Source organism: Luteolibacter luteus (genome assembly GCF_012913485.1).
Classification (GTDB): domain Bacteria; phylum Verrucomicrobiota; class Verrucomicrobiia; order Verrucomicrobiales; family Akkermansiaceae; genus Haloferula; species Haloferula lutea.
Genome location: NZ_CP051774.1, coordinates 935,831 through 952,220, shown reverse-complemented (window position 1 = coordinate 952,220; position 16,390 = coordinate 935,831). Strand labels below are relative to the sequence as shown.

13 protein-coding genes and 1 tRNA gene are annotated in these 16,390 nt (G+C 59.9%); 6 read left to right on the top strand and 8 right to left on the bottom strand.

Features of this window, described 5'->3' with window-relative positions:
* Nucleotides 1–5 precede the first annotated feature (5 nt).
* Entirely contained in the window at nucleotides 6–680 is a 675-nt protein-coding gene (locus HHL09_RS03750) for a YveK family protein (protein ID WP_169453147.1), read from the bottom strand.
* Between the two features lie 416 nt (nucleotides 681–1,096).
* Here HHL09_RS03750 and HHL09_RS03745 point away from each other — a divergent pair.
* Nucleotides 1,097–1,173, top strand: a tRNA-Arg gene (locus tag HHL09_RS03745).
* Nucleotides 1,174–1,293: 120 nt separating this feature from the next.
* Here HHL09_RS03745 and HHL09_RS03740 read toward each other — a convergent pair.
* The 3 genes from HHL09_RS03740 to HHL09_RS03730 form a co-directional block, all read right to left on the bottom strand.
* On the bottom strand, nucleotides 1,294–2,487 hold the full coding sequence (locus HHL09_RS03740; RefSeq protein WP_169453146.1) for a hypothetical protein: 1,194 nt from the start codon (nucleotides 2,485–2,487) through the stop codon (nucleotides 1,294–1,296).
* Between the two features lie 32 nt (nucleotides 2,488–2,519).
* Nucleotides 2,520–4,850 carry a hypothetical protein gene (locus HHL09_RS03735; RefSeq protein ID WP_169453145.1) on the bottom strand — a complete coding sequence of 777 codons (2,331 nt, stop codon included), beginning with the start codon at nucleotides 4,848–4,850 and terminating at the stop codon, nucleotides 2,520–2,522.
* A gap of 104 nt (nucleotides 4,851–4,954) precedes the next feature.
* Nucleotides 4,955–6,475 carry a sialidase family protein gene (locus HHL09_RS03730; RefSeq protein WP_169453144.1) on the bottom strand — a complete coding sequence of 507 codons (1,521 nt, stop codon included), beginning with the start codon at nucleotides 6,473–6,475 and terminating at the stop codon, nucleotides 4,955–4,957.
* A gap of 187 nt (nucleotides 6,476–6,662) precedes the next feature.
* On the opposite strand from HHL09_RS03730, the gene HHL09_RS03725 reads away from it, so the two are divergent.
* Entirely contained in the window at nucleotides 6,663–7,313 is a 651-nt protein-coding gene (locus HHL09_RS03725) for a YdcF family protein (protein WP_169453143.1), read from the top strand.
* 1 nt (nucleotide 7,314) lies between these two features.
* On the opposite strand, the gene HHL09_RS03720 is transcribed toward HHL09_RS03725, so the two are convergent.
* A complete protein-coding gene (locus HHL09_RS03720; RefSeq protein WP_169453142.1) occupies nucleotides 7,315–8,403 on the bottom strand; it encodes a substrate-binding domain-containing protein in 1,089 nt (362 codons plus the stop codon).
* 182 nt (nucleotides 8,404–8,585) lie between these two features.
* Between HHL09_RS03720 and HHL09_RS03715 the strand changes: the two genes are divergently transcribed.
* Genes HHL09_RS03715 through HHL09_RS03700 form a run of 4 tightly spaced genes read left to right on the top strand, consistent with a single transcriptional unit; the run spans nucleotide 8,586 to nucleotide 12,994 of the window.
* Entirely contained in the window at nucleotides 8,586–9,644 is a 1,059-nt protein-coding gene (locus tag HHL09_RS03715; protein WP_169453141.1) for a galactose oxidase, read from the top strand.
* Nucleotides 9,641–10,903 (top strand): MFS transporter, encoded by a 1,263-nt coding sequence (locus tag HHL09_RS03710; protein ID WP_169453140.1) that lies wholly within the window; start codon nucleotides 9,641–9,643, stop codon nucleotides 10,901–10,903. Before HHL09_RS03715 ends, HHL09_RS03710 begins: the two co-directional genes overlap by 4 nt.
* Before the next feature lie 4 nt (nucleotides 10,904–10,907).
* Complete coding sequence (locus tag HHL09_RS03705) at nucleotides 10,908–11,834, top strand: dihydrodipicolinate synthase family protein (RefSeq protein WP_169453139.1); 927 nt, start codon at nucleotides 10,908–10,910, stop codon at nucleotides 11,832–11,834.
* An 8-nt stretch (nucleotides 11,835–11,842) separates the two neighbouring features.
* Nucleotides 11,843–12,994: an AGE family epimerase/isomerase gene (locus HHL09_RS03700; RefSeq protein ID WP_169453138.1), complete on the top strand. Its 1,152-nt coding sequence runs from the start codon at nucleotides 11,843–11,845 to the stop codon at nucleotides 12,992–12,994.
* Nucleotides 12,995–12,998: 4 nt separating this feature from the next.
* On the opposite strand, the gene HHL09_RS03695 is transcribed toward HHL09_RS03700, so the two are convergent.
* The 3 genes from HHL09_RS03695 to HHL09_RS03685 all read right to left on the bottom strand — a co-directional run bounded on the left by HHL09_RS03695 (nucleotide 12,999) and on the right by HHL09_RS03685 (nucleotide 16,373).
* The gene (locus HHL09_RS03695) at nucleotides 12,999–14,825 is read right to left on the bottom strand and encodes an SLC13 family permease (RefSeq protein WP_169453137.1); all 1,827 of its coding nucleotides are present in this window, start codon (nucleotides 14,823–14,825) and stop codon (nucleotides 12,999–13,001) included.
* A 55-nt stretch (nucleotides 14,826–14,880) separates the two neighbouring features.
* Entirely contained in the window at nucleotides 14,881–15,927 is a 1,047-nt protein-coding gene (locus HHL09_RS03690) for a LacI family DNA-binding transcriptional regulator (protein ID WP_169453136.1), read from the bottom strand.
* 62 nt (nucleotides 15,928–15,989) lie between these two features.
* Nucleotides 15,990–16,373 carry a DUF3592 domain-containing protein gene (locus HHL09_RS03685; protein WP_169453135.1) on the bottom strand — a complete coding sequence of 128 codons (384 nt, stop codon included), beginning with the start codon at nucleotides 16,371–16,373 and terminating at the stop codon, nucleotides 15,990–15,992.
* Between the last annotated feature and the right edge of the window lie 17 nt (nucleotides 16,374–16,390).

Genomic DNA, 16,390 nt, shown 5'->3' with positions numbered 1-16,390 from the left:
TCAATTTACGAAGCCGGAGCCGGTTCAGGATCGGACGGGATCAAGCCAGCCCATCCCAAGCGCAGCGGCATCGAACCTTCCACCGCACGTAGAAAGGGGATGCAAAGTAGCAAGCAAAGCGAGGCGACGCCAGCGATGCCCAACATGATCCGGGTTTCCGGACTTGCCGGGACGGGTTCGGCTTCCAGCGGGGCCACATACACCAGAGGCTTGGGCATGCTGCCCTCCACTGTGGATTCACGCGTCGTCTTTTCGTACGCCTCGGCCACTGCTACCACAATCTCGCGGGCCTTGGCGGGTTCGGTGCTGCGGGCCTCGATCTTTACCAGATTCGGGCCGGCGTCTGCTTTTACGGAGAGGCTGGACCAGAGGAGGTACCGCGCCATGGGGTCGGTGCTGCTGTTAGAGGAGCCATCCGAGAGCGAATCGGCAGCGAGTCTCACCACCTCCTCCGATCGCAACTGCTCGCAGATCTCACGGATGGCGTGAGGGCGGTCCGGGGAGGATGCGTCGACCCTCAATACGGCACCTCCGCTGTAGACAGGAGGCGTGACCATCACGATCCCCGATCCCAAAATCCAAGTTCCAAAGGGCAAAAGAACCAGGGCAGCAAACAGGACCACTGCCTTGAGCACCCGCCAAGGCTTGGCCGTTGCTTGGGACTCGTTTGCTTCCTTCATGGCCGCAGACGGATGGGGGAGGCTTTCCTTCTTGTTAGAAGACATTTCACCCCTTCTGACCTACGGTCGCGCGAATAGTTCAAAAAATCTATCGATTTTGGATTTCTTGATTTCGGTATTTAATAAAAATTAAACGCTTGGCGGTTCAAGACGAGGGTCGGCTTGCTGCGCTGGATATTTGATTTCAGTGGATTCCGACCGCGGGCCATTCCGAGCGTCAGTCCGTCGGGCACCTTCTCAAGCAAGGGAGGATTTTTGAGATCAGGAAGTGATCGGAAGGCGTTGGAGTAAGCCCGCGGGAGGCTGGCGGAGAAATCGTTCAGTTTCTCGAATTTATCGTCATCGATGTCTTGACAGGGGCGGGTCCGTTCGGCTTTCTTCCCGCCCGCCCCGCAAGGAGCGGCAAACAAGGCAAAGCACCCATAGCTCAATTGGATAGAGCGTCTGACTACGGATCAGAAGGTTAGGAGTTCGAGTCTCTTTGGGTGTACCACTTTCGAAGCCCTGCAACGAACGCGTTGCAGGGCTTCTTTTTTGATCATGGCGGGAGGCCTCGCTCGTCCGAGCTCTGCGATGCCCGGGCGGCCGTTCGCTCAGACGACGGCGGATCTTTTCAATATGCTAGGATACGATCCCAGTCTTCTGTTTTCCAGCCGGGGATTCCCCGTTTGATCGAGGTGACGCCTTCCTTGTCCCATGTCAGCGTGAGGCGGAAAGGTTTCGGCCTGTCGATGTCGTAGGCCCATTCGTCTTGCTCCTTGAAGTCTGGAGCTCCGATAAGCCGGACAACCTCTTCCGGCTTCATGCCTTTTTGCACACTCGCCACGTTTTCGTCCCGGGGCTGCTTGCTATCCGCAGGTGGAAGTTTGCGTTTGGTTCTTCCCTCCGCGGCCTTCACTCCAAATTGGATGCAGGGATAGGGGAGCGGTGCTTCGCCGAGCCGGCGAAGCGATTGATGGACCACTTGGCGCATCGTGAATTGCGTCCAATTCGCAGGATCTATTCCTCCTACCGCAGGTTCGTAGTTGGAGGTCCCGGAACTAGAGTTGCCCACGTAGACGGAGTCCTGCAATTTGCGCAGCATGGGGATGGCATCAACCATTCCCAATTTGCCAGCGAGGAAGGCAGCCTTGGTTGCGACATGAGCTTCCGGTGCACAGCATCCGTTGTTCCATTTGTCCAGTGTCTCGACCGATTGGAAGAGTGCCTCCGTGGTCCACTGTCGCTCGTAAGCGATGCACACCTCTTTGACGGGCTTTCCTGCGTCGATCCAGCTGCCTTCCGTGACGTCTGCGATGATCTGTCTTCCCCACCACGGGCGAATTACGAAGAGGCGGCGACCGTCAATCTTCAGGAAATACCACAATGAGAAGCCCTCCCACATCGGGCCAGCGGTGCTATGCTGAATCCGGTCCCGACGCTCACGGGCGGTCATTCCTTTCTCGATGATATCCAGGCGGCCAGTCTTTTCGCCCTTCGGCGAGAAAAAGCTGAGCCCGCCCCAAGCGTCCTCGATAACGGTCCAGCCGTCATTGTCCACGTGAAGCCCCGAGCAAGATGGATCGTGGGGCCCTGCTTGGAAGTTCCAAAGGGTCTTGCCGCTCTTGGTTTCGATCAACTGGTAGGCGAAGCTTCTTGCGAAGGCTACTCTCTTCCTTGCGTTCCGATTCTCGGGCGACCGGGCTTCAATCCGGTAGAGGCCATTTTCAGAGACCGCCTTCTGATCCGGAAAGAACAGGTCCGTAGCGAGTGCAGGAAGCAGTTGGAAGAGAAGGACACTGATCCGGAGAAAGAATCGGAACTTCATGATGGAGATAACACCATGCGCCGGGAATCTTGTCACTTCGCCTTTGGTTCCGCCGGAGAGTTCGCCTCCAAGTAGAGCACGATTGTGCTGCGAGGGCCGACCGCGGCCTCGGCTGCCGGCGCGACGGGCTTTCCTGTGGCTAGATTCCGGATCTTTCCCGCGTGCCGCGGAGCCTTCAACTGGAAGCTCTTGTCAGCGCTCATGTTCATCGCGATCAAATACGATCCATACCGCAGTTGGTAGAAGTCTCCGCGTCCCGCGTGGACGTTCTCTTGTCCCGCCTTAAAGGCCACACCTTCGGGGATCTGCGCGATCGGGAGTTTCTCCCCGGCATGGGCCGACTTGTATTCGGCAGGGTAGCGGTGACCTCCGTTCGCAAAGCCGAAGTTCGTCCAATCCGGGCGCGTGTACTCCATTCCGGATGGCGTAAACTCGGTATCCAGCCTCACCGTGGCGATCCGATCAAACTCCGGCGTGATGAGATGCACTCTCCCGAGGAAGTTCACTGCGTGGCGCGCCCGCCAGTAGAGAGAGGCATAGAGGATCTCCTTTCCGTTCTTTACCGCGATCACGCCATCCTCTTCATCGGCGAAGACAAAGTCCGGCTGATCCCATGACATCGGCAGGCGGTGCGAGGAGGGCGGCTCTGCTTTGATCGCCTCGTAGCGCTCCGGGATGCCCAGCAGCCCGAAGGTGGTCCGGAAGCCAGGGCTTTTCACGGCGTCTTCAACCGCCGCGAAGAACTGGTTGTCTGCGAGCATCTGCTGCGCATAGCCGACCAAGTGTGCATCAAGGGTGGCCGCTGCGACTTCAAAGGGCGAGCCATCCCAGGAAGGGCGCTGGTCATAGGTGACATCGCCCGGGAAATGCACGTCACGCCACCCGACGATGGTCTCTTGAACCATCGCTCGATTCCCCTCCTGATCGAGCATCGGGTAGCGGAAATAGGAGCGTGCCTTTGCGATCTTGGCGATCTGCTCCTTGATCTTGGCATCGCCCGGTTTGTTGGGTGAGGGCCGGGTCGCCTCGTAGATCTGGGCGGCCCAGTCCAGCACCTCGCCATAGTTTCCCACGAAGCCGAGTTCCTTGGTCAGTCCTTCCTTGGTGAGCTGATAGAAACTATCACCGAGGGGCTTGAGCGGCTTGCCATCTTTCTCACTGCCCAGCCATGGTTTGATGCCGATGGATTCGTAGAGATAGCGAAGCGCTTGCGCTTCCGGCAACGCTTTGGCGGGATCAAGAACGGCGATTCCCCGGTTTGCGAGGTAGATGCCGTAGAGATCATTGATCATCGATTGATTCGTGTACTGCCGTCGGTTCTCGCGGTGCCAGTCCCGACAGGCGACGAGCATGTCGCGAAAGCCGTCACGACGCCTGATCTGCCGTCCCATGCCATCGTCGATCTCTTGATCCAGAAAGGGCTTCAGCTCTTCTTTCAGCAGATCGATCACCTGACCTGCAGGGCCGAGTCCGAACCAATCGGGGTTGTAAGTGGAAGGCTCCGCTTGGGCGAGGCGTGGATCCGCCACGTAGCCGCGATAAAGGGAATCCAAGCTCGTGACGATCTTCTCGATGGTCTGCGGCTTGTCCGCTGCGATGGTCCACGGGGTGTGCCTCGCCTTGGCGAGAAAGAGAGTCTGCATCTGATTGCAGGGTTTCTTCGGCTCTCGGATCGTCCGTTCAATCTCATCGTTCACCCGCTCTTTGGCCTGCTCGATGACCTCAGGGCCGGGTGATTGTCTGACGGGTGCATTCCCAGGGTTGACTCCCTGCTTCTCATCGCCAGGGGGGATGAAACACCCCTCGGTATGCGTGTAGGCCCGATATAACCCGCGCGTCGGCCTGGTCATTGCCTTCTGATACTCCTCGAAATTCTTTCCGTAGCCCCAGATCGGCCCTGTGGCGCGGATCTCGCAAGCGATGTGATCTTTTCCCTTCGTCAGTCCCAAGGGGAGAGGACAGGTACGATAGTAAAAGCGACCTGGATAGGCCGGCGCATCCGTGCCGATGTCCAGTGCCTCGATGTCCCCGAGGTGCCGATAGCCCACCTGCTTGCCTTCCACATGGAACGTCAGCTGGTTGTGATTCACGTCATCGCCCCAGAGACGGACGGTGAAATAGTTCTGCTGCTCGGGATTCACCCGGATGGAGAACTTCATCACGCCTCCCAGCCAAGGCTGTTCTCCTCCCGCCAAGAGCTGCCGTGAAGTCTCTCCCAGCCCTCCGGTTTTCGTCTCCGAAAGATCCGCGGAAAGCTGGTGTGCTGCTTCCGATTTTCCATTGCCGAAGACAAGTGTATCGAGCAGCTCTGCCGAGGCAGTGCTGACGAAGGAGAGGAAGAGAAGCAGGGCGGGTCGGACCATGGGCAGGGAACGGAGTATCGCCGCAGCGGGCGCCCAGGGAAAACGTTCCCTTTCAGGATTTCATGCAGTTGCCGCCGGTTACCATGGTTAACGCGTGCCTTGCGTTATTCGTCCACGGGGAAGCGGAGGAAATAGAGTGCGCTCCTTCCCTCATAGATCACGCCGAGCATCCCGTCGCCCGCGGGTGCCAGGCAGGAGTAGCCGAATCCGCTGCGCGAGTCATAGAGAAGCTGGTCTTTCTCGGGCCAGCTCATCCCTTGGTCCGTGGAGCGCTTCAAGGTCATGGAATGCCGGCCGTCGGTGGCATTGGGATTGGAGAACCATAGCGAATCTCTCCATGCGAGCAGGCTTCCCATGCACACCGGATCGCGCATCGCCTTGCGATCGGTGACGTGCAGTTCCCAGTTTTTCCCGAGATCTCTTGTCACCGCCACGGTGCGTGCCCCCCCACGATTGTCGCGGGCATTGATCATGATCGAGCCGTCCGCAAGCTCCACGACTTGGGCTTCGGTGGTGTCACTCTTCACGCCGCTTCCAACCTGCCATGTTTCGCCATGATCCTTCGATGCGATCAAGGTGGACCATGGTTTCCCGTCGGTCGCGCGATACTGCGCCGCGAAGACGAGCGTGCCGTCCTTCATCGCGATGCCCGCGCCGGGCCCGTTGAAGAAAAGACGCCACTCGGGATTCTTCATCTGGGCGGTGATATTGACCGGCTTCGACCAGCTCTCACCCTCGTCATCGCTGTGAACAAGCACGAGCTGTCCCGTCTCCTCCGGCGTCATGCCGGGGCCCGATCCATTCCAACCGCGGTTGCCATGGCTCCATAGCGCCGCGATCCAGATCCGGCCATTCGTGGGATCGACAAGGATCGCGGGATCTCCCACGCCATCGTGGCCGTGTTTGGGATCATTGCCCATGTCGATCGCGATCCGCATGGGATCCCAGTTCTGTCCGCCATCGCGGCTGCGGGAAATGCCGACATCGATGTTTGCGGGCAAATCTCCGGCATGGTTGTAACGGACATCATAAGCGGCAATGAGGTTCGTCTTTGTGGTCCAGGCCAGCCCGGGAATCCGGAAGGACTTCGAGCCATCGTCTCCGGGCAGGCGGATGGCCTGGCCAATCCGCTGGCTGCCTTCGGGTGATGGTACCGATGGCACCAGAGCGGTCCCGCCGACTTCCGCCCGAAAGAGCGAAGCGTCGATGCGACCATCAATCGAGGCGCCTTTCTTCAATGTCGGAGAGATCCAGAACCAGTGCTCCCCGGGGGAGAGGGGATGTTTGAGCTTAAGGGAAAGTTTCTCTGCGGCACCGTTTCCCTCGGCGATCGTCTGCCCGGGTTCCTTCGAAGGATCGGAGCTGCCTTCGACGAGGCGGAATGACTGGATATCTTCTAGCCGTGTCGTTCCACCGAAGCCGAGTTCGATCCCTTCGAATACTACAGTGCCCTCATTGCCTTCCACCTTGATCCTGAAACCCAGGACGGGATTGAATTCCTCGCGAATGAAGGCCGGGCATACGGGTTGCGCGGTCTCAATTCGTGTCCCTTTGGCAGGTGTGGAAGGCTCTCCGGCGGCCATTGCGGTGAGTAGCGGGAACAGGGTGAAGGTGCGATGGATCATTCCGGAGCGGTGAGCTGGTAAAATGGGACCCTCGAAACGGTGCCCTCTTTATTTATTCGTGAGTGGCAGGGTGAGTCTGTCAGGCTTTATCTGGTCGGTTTGCCAGACCGGTTTCGTCACTCGTGTGACCTTGCATTCCTCGAAGTGGAAGGACAAAGAGGAGTCGTTCCGTCCGTTTGATTGTTTCATGAATCTGTCGCCTGAAGTCCTCGCCGCCGCCAAATGCCTGTGGAGCTATCATCGCCTGGGGCACAAGTTGGAGCCTGCGGATATCATCCTGGTTTTTGGCAGTAGTGATCTGCGCGTGGCAGGACACGCTGCGGATCTGTGGAAGGCTGGCTATGCCCCGCGGATTCTCTTCTCGGGCGCGAGAGGCCGGATGACCGGAGGCTGGGCGGAAACGGAAGCTGCTGCGATGGCAAAGGTGGCGCTCAGCGCGGGAGTAACTGAGGAGTGTATCCTCCGGGAGGAGTTCGCGACGAACACAGGGGAAAACATCCGCTTTTCCCGGGAGCTCTTGCTTTCGCAAGGAATCCCGCATGCCACGGCGATCGTCGTGCAGAAGCCCTACATGGAGCGCCGGACCTTTGCCGCGCTGGAGGTGCAATGGCCGGACTTGAAGTGTTGCACGAGCTCTGCCGCGATGGAGTTTGAAGACTATTGCACGGAAGATCTGCCTCCTTCGCTGGTGCTGGCAGCAATGACGGGGGACTTCCAGCGGATACTCGACTATCCGGCGCTGGGCTTTGCCTCGCCACAGGAGGTAGGGGAGGCGGAGATGGAAGCTTATCGCGTCTTGGTGGCAGGGGGATTCGATTCCCAGTTGCGGAAAGCCTGAGCTACGGCTTCGGCTTGAGTCTGGCGAGGGATGCCCCCTTTACCACCTCCGGAGAGATCCAAGGCGAGCCGCCGGGGCTCGGGTCTCCGCCGACGATGCGCTCCAGCCGTCTCGTTACCAGCTTCGCCACGGCATCGGGATCCGTGCGATAGCCGCTGATCTCCGGGACGAGATGATCGAGGAAAGGTTCAGAGGCCAGAGTGATCAGGCTGATATGCCCGGGGACTTGGATGCCTTTGCTGGCGAGCCATGTCAGTGCTGTCGCCGCTTGCCGGGCGCGTGTGGCGATGATTGCGGTAGGAGGGTTCTTCACCTGTAGAGCACGCGAGAGCACGCGTGCCACCCCGGAAGGACTGCCGTCCTCGACTTGGGTCGTCGCCTCAAATCCATCCTCATCGAGATCCTTCACTCCCTGCACAGCCGCCTCCACCCCTTTCAGCGGATCCGCGGGGACGAGGATTGCGGCACGACGATGACCCAGACGCCAGAGCTGGCCGGCCGCATGGCGGGCGGTGGCACGCCAATCGACATCAAGGTGTGGCAAGCTGATGCCCGGATGAGGATAGCCGCGGATCAGGCAGGGGATCCGCCGCTGCATGAACCATTCCTGCACCGCGGCGCTGGAACGTAGCAGGATCCACGCGCTGCAAGGCTCTTCATCCAACAATGTGGCCAGGCGGTTGGCGGGATTTTTTTGCTCATACCAAGGCGGGGCGATGAGTTCGAGCGATCCGCCCTTGTCGGCGAGGGTGCTCCGGATCCGGTCGATCTCCAGCAGCAATGGCTGGGGAAGTTGTTCAAGACGGCGATGCGCGAGCAGGCCGATGCGAAGGGTGCGCGATGCCGCATGGTTCGTTGCGACGCTTCGGATGCGCCGGCGGCTGCCGGCTTCGGCACTGCCAAGCAGTCCTTCCCGTTCGAGTTCTTGTAAGGCAAGGCGAATGGTGTCACGGCCTACCTGAAGGACAGTGGCAAGGCGTCGCTCGCCGGGGAGCAATTGCTGCCATTCCCCGGATTCGACGCGGAGCTTGATCACCCTGACGCAGTCTAGGACGAGATTTCCTCGGGATGGCATCGGTGCTCCAAGCATGGAACGAATGTGCGAGATCAGGACCGGCGAGCAAGACCATAGACCGGTGGGCCGAGCAAACCAGCGAAGATGCTTTACTGGTTTGTCAATCAAACCAGTGAGGCGGGCTGTCAGGAGGGCATGCGAATCATTCCAATGATCCCGCTTGCCATTCGCTGGCAGGATCTGTCCCAATGGATTCCGTGCCAAACCCTCTTGTCGGCTCCATCGTCACCGCGCTGTTTGCGGTGACACCGCTCCATGCGGATGCCGTGAAGCTTACGCGCCTCCCTCCCGTGCCGGATGCGATCGGCTTTGCCGGTGCATTTGCCGGGGTGCATGGCACGTGGTTGATGGCAGGGGGCGGAGCCAATTTTCCGGATGGCGTGATGCCGTGGAATGGTGGCAAGAAGGTATGGCATGATCGCTTGTTCGCGCTCGATCTTGCTCAACCCGATGCAAAGTGGGAGCAGATCGGCCGGCTTCCAACGCCGAATGGCTACGGTGTATCGCTGACCGTTCCGGAGGGAGTGCTCTTGGTTGGGGGAGGGGACGCCTCTCGGAATTTCAAGGAGGTGAGCTTGCTCACGCTGCGCGAAGGGAAGCCTTCATTTGAAGATTATCCCGCTCTGCCCGCTTCTAGGGCGCAGATGGCGGGGGCACTGGTCGGCCGGGAGGTTCATCTTTACGGTGGGATCGAATCTCCGGATGCCACGCGGGCAGAGGGAACTCACTGGATGCTCGATCTCGATGCGCTGGGCAAGGGATGGCAAGAGCTCAAGCCACTTCCCGCCGAAGGTCGCATCCTGGCAACGGCTTGCGGGATCGGGGATCGCTTCTTTGTCGCGGGAGGCTGTTCACTGGAACCTGACGAAGCGGGGAAACCCAAGCGAACCTATCTGAAGGAAGCGTGGCAATACCGCGACGGCACTTGGAGTCGTCTTTGCGATTTGCCTCGGGCCGCCGTGGCTGCGGCATCTCCTGCTCCTGTGGAGGATGGGGCCTTCTTTGTCGTATCCGGTGATGACGGGACGCAAGCCAATCTGGGCAGCCCTGCCGATCACTGCGGCTTCACGTCCGGGATTCTCCGTTATGACGTGGCGGAGGCCCAATGGAGCCAGTCCGGGGCCTTGCAGGTTCCTCCGACGGTGACACTGCCGACCGCCCCTTGGAAGGGGGGCTACATTTTCTTCAACGGTGAGGTGAAGCCGGGCGTGCGCACTCCGGAGGTGTTCCTTTTCAATCCTGAGGTCGGGCGATGAATCCGGTCGAATCATCTGCAAGCCGCACCGCATGGTTGATCGTGGCCCTGCTGGTGCCGGTGGCACTGTTGAATTACTTGGACCGCCAGATGCTGGCCACGATGAAGAGCTCCGTCATGGCGGAGATCCCCGGCATCGGTCTGGAGGCGAATTGGGGAAAGATCCTCGCGTGGTTCAAGTGGACCTATGCGGTCCTGAGTCCGATCGGTGGCTATCTGGCGGACCGTTTTAGTCGGCGCCATGTGATCGCAGGCAGTCTCTTCGCATGGTCGTTGATCACTTGGCTCACAGGACATGTGACCACCTATGAACAGTTGCTGGCGACACGGGCGATCATGGGGATCAGCGAGGCCTTCTACATTCCTGCGGCACTTGCGCTGATTGCGGATCATCATCGCGGCGAGACGCGTTCGAAGGCGGTGGGCTTGCATCAGATGGGGATCTACTGCGGCGTGATCCTTGGCGGCTTCAGTGGTTACGCGGCGGAGTCGCCGGATCATGGCTGGCGCTGGGCCTTTGATGTCTGCGGTCTGGTTGGATTGGCGTATGCGGTTCCTCTGTTCTTCCTGCTCAAGGAGTCGCCGCAGGTGGGGCTGAAGATGATGGACGGGAGGCTATCGCCTGGAAGGGCCTTGCGGGAACTCTTGGCGAATCCCTCGTTCCTGTTGCTGGTCGCCTATTTCACGCTGCCCGCGCTGGCAGGATGGGTGGTGCGGGACTGGATGCCCGCGATCTTGAAAACGGAGTTCAACATTGGCCAAGGGAAAGCGGGTGTTTCAGCGGCTCTCTACTGGCAATTGGCCGCGATCGTGGGAGCGATCCTTGGCGGTTTCCTGGCGGACCGGTGGATGCGGAGGAGTCCCCGCGGAAGGATCTACGTCAGTGCCATCGGCATGAGCTTGATCGTTCCCGCGATGTTCGGGGTCGGCTATGCGCCGCAGAGCGGCCAACTCGCGGTGGCAATCGGCTTCCTCATGCTCTTCGGGATCGGCTGGGGATTCTTCGATTGCAACAACATGCCGATCCTCTGTCAGGTCGCTCGGCCTGAACTGCGCGCCACCGGCTACGGGCTCATGAACTTTGTGAGCATCAGTTGCGGGGGCTTCGCGGATTATGGATTCGGCGTGATGCGGGACCACGGTGTGCCGCTCTTCACCAGCTTTAGCATCTTCGCCAGCGCCGCCGTGATCTCGGTGGTGCTCGTTCTTATGATCCGGCCGCGCGACACCGAGGCGGGGTCGATGCCTATTTCCCCTTAATGTCATGACCTTGAGACCCGCCCTCCAGGAATTGGTCGCTGCGACCCATTCGCCCTTTCACGAAGATGGATCGCTCGCGCCCGAGGTGGTGCCGTTGCAGGCTGCGTTCCTCGCTGCAAATGGAATCCGCACGGTATTCATCACGGGTTCGACGGGGGAGTCTCATTCCCTGAGCTGTGCCGAGAAGCTGTCGCTCTACCAGGCATGGGTGCCCGCCGCGAAGGCGTCCGGCCTGCGGGTGATCGCGCACGTGGGTGGCAATTGCCTGGAGGACGCCAAGGTCCTGGCACGGGCGGCGGGAACGCATGGCTTTGCTGCTATCAGCGCGCTGTCGCCGTCCTACTACAAGCCCGCAAGCTTGGCGGCCTTGATCGATTGCTGTGCGGCCATTGCGGCAGAAGCGCCCGGCACGCCCTTCTTCTACTACGACATCCCGGCACTCACCGGAGTGTCTTTTCCGATGGAAAGGTTCCTGCTCGATGCGCCCGCCCGCATTCCGACGCTGGCAGGGATCAAATTCACGAATCCGGATCTGGTTTCATATCGACGAACGCTGGATGTAGCAGGGGATCGCTTCGATATTCCCTGGGGCGTGGATGAGATGCTGCTCGCGGCGCTAGCGACAGGCGCGCGCGGCGGGGTAGGCTCGACCTACAACTGGGCTCCCGGGCTTTATCATGCCCTGATCGCTGCCTTTGAAGGAGGAAACTTGGAGGAAGCCCGCAGGCTTCAGGATATCTCCATCGCGATGATCGACGCGATGGCCTCCATAGGTTTCCTCGGGGCTGCGAAGGCGCTGATGTTACGTCTTGGCGTGCCGGTGGGACCGGTCCGTCTGCCCTTTGGAAACCCGGATGCAAGGCAGGTGGATGCCTTAATCCGTCGTTTGGACGAACTGGGCTTCCAAGAGTGGGGCGCTAAGGCGGGGTGACCGAAGCCATGGATCTCGCGAGTTTCTATCATGACCAGCTCTTCCGTGATTGCCTCCCTTTCTGGTTTCCGCGGGCGGTGGATGAAGAGCATGGAGGCTTCCTGCATTGCTTCGATCGGAATGGATCGCTGGTGGACAGCGATAAATCAGTATGGGCTCAGGGCCGGATGAGCTGGATGCTCCTGACGCTTTACCTCGAGAATGATCGAAAGCCAGAGTGGCTGGAATGGGCAGAAGGAGGCTTGCGATTTCTGGAAGGGAAGTGCGTCGATGCCTCGGATGGGCGGATGTATTTCCATGTGGCGCGGGATGGAACGCCGATCCGCAAGAGGCGCTATGCTTTCAGCGAGAGCTTCGCAGCGATCGCCCATGCGGCTCATGCGCGGGCTACAGGAAGCTGCGAATCTGCCGGCAAGGCTCGGCATTGGTTCGAGCGGTTCACCGATTGGAACTTCACGCCGGGGAGAATCCCTCCGAAGTTCACGGGAGCACGTCCGATGGAAGGTTTGGGACCGAGGATGATTGCATTGGTGACAGCACAGGAACTCCGGAAGCACCTGGGGGAGGACGCGATCCTGACTGGCTGGATCGACCGGTGCTTGGATGAAATCCGGAGGCTGTTCGTGAAGCCGGAGTTGAAAGTGGTGATGGAGTCCGTCGCACCGGATGGAAGCATCGTGGATCATTTCGATGGCCGTTTGCTGAATCCGGGTCACGCGATCGAGGCTGCATGGTTTATTCTCGACGAGGCCGCGTACCGGAACGATGCGGCATTGGTGGGGCTAGGTTGCGAGATGCTGGACTGGATGTGGGCACGTGGTTGGGACCAGGAGTTCGGCGGCCTGTTCTATTTTCGCGATCTCTACGGAAAGCCGGTGCAGGAATACTGGCAGGATATGAAGTTCTGGTGGCCTCATGATGAAGGGCTGATCGCGACTTTGATGGCGCACCGGATGACGGGAGAGCCACGCTATCTCGCGATGCATGAAAAGCTGCGGGAATGGTCCTTTGCCCGCTTTGGCGACCCCGAGGATGGGGAGTGGTTCGGCTATCTGAGGAGGGATGGGATCCCGACGAGCAGCCTGAAGGGATCGCTATGGAAATCCTTCTTCCATCATCCTCGGGCCTTGTGGCGTTGCCATCAATTGGCGCCGGAATGAAGAGTTAAGAAGGCAGTAGCCAAGGGACCAGCAGGACAGTGATGAGGAGCACGACGATGGTGAACGGCACGCCGATGCGTATGAAGTCGCCGAAGCGATAGCCACCGGGGACCATGACCAGCGTATTCACCGGAGAGGACACCGGAGTCATGAAGGCGGCTGAGGCAGCGAGCGCCACGGTCATGACGAAAGGGTAGGGGGAGGCGCCGATAGCTGCCGCGGAGTTCAGCGCGATGGGCGCCATGAGCACGGCCGTTGCGGTATTCGAGATGAAGAGCCCGGTCACTGCGGTGAGGATAAAGAGAGCGGCCAACAGCAAGCGCGGCTCGGCGTCTCCAAAGAGATGGAGCAATCCATTTACAGCGAGGTCGACACCTCCGGTTTTCTGCAACGCGGTGGAGAAAGGCATCATGCCGACGATGAGGATCAGGCTGGGCCAAGGAATCGCGCGATAGGCCCTGTCCAGATTCAGACAGCGGGTGATTCCCATGAGAAGGCAGGCGATCAGGGCGGCGATCGCATTTGGCACCCAGCCGGTGATCATCAGCAGCATCATGACTGCCAGGCAGGCGATGGCATAGGGCGCGCGACGGCTCTCCGGGGCAATCTGATCGAACTCCGCGGGAAGGGTGAGCACCAGGAAGTCCTGCTTTCGTTTCTGGAGCTCGCGGATGTTCCGCCAGTTGCCGATGACCAGAAGAGTATCGCCGGCGCGGAGCTTTTCATCGAGATGGCCGCTGGTGATCGCTTTGCGGTCGCGGCGGAGACCGATGACATTGAGGCGGTATTTGCTGCGGAACTCGCAGGTGATCACGCTCTTGCCCACCAGTTCCGAGTCGGGCGGGACGAGGACTTCCGCCATGCCAAGCTCGCCGGATTGGTCGGTGAAGTAATTGCCGCGCAGGGGCAGGGCTTCGAGCTTGAAGGCGCCGAGGGCCTCGGTGGGGTCGGCGTCGTCGAAGTAATCGATGAGCAGGACATCCCCCGCGAAGATCCGGGAGTCTGCGCGTGGCTCGATCAGTTCACGGCGATTGCCCGTGATCCGTTCGATGGCGACGACGTTGGCATTGCCGCGACCCCGGACATCGATCTCCTTCAAGGTTTGGCCGATCAAGGGAGAGTCTCTCAATACTCGGATGCGGTGCTCATGGGCGGCGAGATTGTAGTCGCGGACGAAATCAATGAGGCGGCGTCGCGGGGCTCGCGGCGGTGATCCTGAGTTCTCCCGATTCAGCCAACGCCGCGCGACCAGCATGTAGAGGACACCACAAGTAAGGATTGCGATCCCGAAGGGCGTGAAGCTGAAGAATCGGAACCCTTGGAAGCCGGCGTGCTGAAGAGCGCTATCCGCCACGAGATTTGGAGCCGTGCCCACCAGCGTGAGCATGCCGCTGATGAGCCCGGCGAAGCTGAGCGGCATCATCAGGCGACCGGGTGCGACCTTCCGGGCTTCCGCAACGAAGAGAGCCACAGGAATGAAGATGGCGACGACTCCCGTTGAACTCATTATCGATCCCAGGCCGGAGACAGCGAGCATGAGCAATACCACCAGCTTGGCTTCACTTCCCGCAGACTGGTGAAGCAAGAACTCACCGAGTTTATTGGCAATGCCGGTCCGGACGAGTCCATCGCCCACGATGAAGAGCAGCCCGATCAACACAACATTCGGATCGCTGAAGCCGGCCAAGGCTTCGGGCAAGGAGATGATCCCGCAAACGGGCAGGATCAGGATCGGCAGGAGCGCCACCACATCCATCCGCGGCCTGTTGGCGATGAATAGCGCCACACAGAGGCCTAGCAGTCCTAATACGAGCAACAGTTGCGGATTCATGCCCGATGTTGTCTCTAGCTATCCGGATCGATCTTTCCGGGCGAGCCGGAAGACGTTACCCTTTGGTAGGGCCGACGCTTTCGCGGGGGGTGTAGACGGTGGCGAATACCTCCTGCCGGGGTGGCAGGGAAAGTCCCTCCGCGGCTTCGATCCGGGAGATGAGAAGGTTCGCCGCGGCGCGGGTGATCTTCTTGTAACGCTGCCGGATCGAACTGAGCGTGATCGGCAGGTAGGAAGAGAGCGGCACATCGTCCACTCCCACCACGGACAGATCGGCCGGGATGCTCAGGCCAGCCTCGATGGCCGCGCGCATCGCTCCGATTGCCGAAAGATCATTCATCGCCAGCAGGGCGGTAGGCCGTTCGTCCGGACGTTGGCGGAGAAAGGCTGCGAAAGTCTCGCAGGCGCTTTCCACGGTATGACCGGTGCGAAGGACATCGATGTTCGCGGCAGGCACACCGCGGGCGGCCAGCATTTCCTGGAAGAGGCGGGGGCGATTGCCATCGGCCTGCCCCTCGGCGAGCGCACTGACAAAGGCGAAGCGCTTGTGCCCGAGGCTACAGAGGGCATCGACGGCATCGCTAAGGCCTTGGGTGAAATCGGAAAACACGGCATCAACCGGGTAGGCCTTCTCGGGAATGCCATTCCCTAAGACCACGACAGGGTGGCGGCCCTCGGCCATCTCGGCCAGTTCCTTGCGGAAGACCTCGTTGTCGGAAAGCCAAAGCACGCTGCCATCGACCTCAAGGTCATCGAGATCGGCAAATAGGTGTTTTTCCCGGACGAGGGAGGATCGGCAGTTTTCCACCAGCAGGTCGTAGCCACGTTCCTCGACTGCGGATTCCAGTTCGTCGGCGAGAGTTGAGAAGAACGGGTTTGTCAGGTCTTGGATGAGCAAGCCGATGGTGTGATAGCGACCGGATCGCAGGGCCCGGGCGGTCTTGGAAGGGCGATAGCCGAGCTCCTTCGCGGCTTGGAACACGCGTGCTTCCGTGTCCTTCGACGCCCACGAATTCGGGCGGCGATTGAGGATCGTGGAGGCCGTGTTCACGGCCACTCCGGCTTTCTCGGCCACGTCCTTCAGACGGATGCGCTTGTTCATTAGGAAATGTTCTTAGGTCCTTGGGCGGAGGACGGGAAGCACTTCTTTTAGAGATGTTAGATTCAAGGGGTGCCGAGGAAGTCGATGAAGGACAGTTCCTTGGGGTTCTCGGGATTGTAGCGAAGAGCAGGGCGGGAGCCGGGGTTGAAATTTTCCGACCAATTCCTGGCCGGCAGAGAGGAGGATTGCAGATAGAATGCCGCGGTGGCCTCTCCGGTCGGATGGGGGTAACTTACGAGGCCCGCGGCAGAAATTGTGGTGGAGAAGCTGCTCATCGAGGAGCTATCGCTCTCCGTGATTCTCGCTTCTAAGATGAGGCCTTCGACTACTGGCCACGCTTGCTGTTCGAGGCGTTTCCGGTCTTCGTGAGATTGGAACCAGAAGGCTGTTTTCGCGGTGACGAGCAAAACAATCACACAAAGCAGTGCCAGTTGATAAGACTCCAAGTGAAATTGATAGTGAC

Excerpts from the sequence above, each read along its gene's own strand:
- HHL09_RS03750 (WP_169453147.1), bottom strand. The coding sequence starts at position 680 with ATGAAGGAAGCAAACGAGTCCCAAGCAACGGCCAAGCCTTGGCGGGTG.
- HHL09_RS03740 (WP_169453146.1), bottom strand. The coding sequence starts at position 2,487 with ATGAAGTTCCGATTCTTTCTCCGGATCAGTGTCCTTCTCTTCCAACTG.
- HHL09_RS03735 (WP_169453145.1), bottom strand. The coding sequence starts at position 4,850 with ATGGTCCGACCCGCCCTGCTTCTCTTCCTCTCCTTCGTCAGCACTGCC.
- HHL09_RS03730 (WP_169453144.1), bottom strand. The coding sequence starts at position 6,475 with ATGATCCATCGCACCTTCACCCTGTTCCCGCTACTCACCGCAATGGCC.
- HHL09_RS03725 (WP_169453143.1), top strand. The coding sequence starts at position 6,663 with ATGAATCTGTCGCCTGAAGTCCTCGCCGCCGCCAAATGCCTGTGGAGC.
- HHL09_RS03720 (WP_169453142.1), bottom strand. The coding sequence starts at position 8,403 with ATGCTTGGAGCACCGATGCCATCCCGAGGAAATCTCGTCCTAGACTGC.
- HHL09_RS03710 (WP_169453140.1), top strand. The coding sequence starts at position 9,641 with ATGAATCCGGTCGAATCATCTGCAAGCCGCACCGCATGGTTGATCGTG.
- HHL09_RS03705 (WP_169453139.1), top strand. The coding sequence starts at position 10,908 with ATGACCTTGAGACCCGCCCTCCAGGAATTGGTCGCTGCGACCCATTCG.
- HHL09_RS03700 (WP_169453138.1), top strand. The coding sequence starts at position 11,843 with ATGGATCTCGCGAGTTTCTATCATGACCAGCTCTTCCGTGATTGCCTC.
- HHL09_RS03695 (WP_169453137.1), bottom strand. The coding sequence starts at position 14,825 with ATGAATCCGCAACTGTTGCTCGTATTAGGACTGCTAGGCCTCTGTGTG.
- HHL09_RS03690 (WP_169453136.1), bottom strand. The coding sequence starts at position 15,927 with ATGAACAAGCGCATCCGTCTGAAGGACGTGGCCGAGAAAGCCGGAGTG.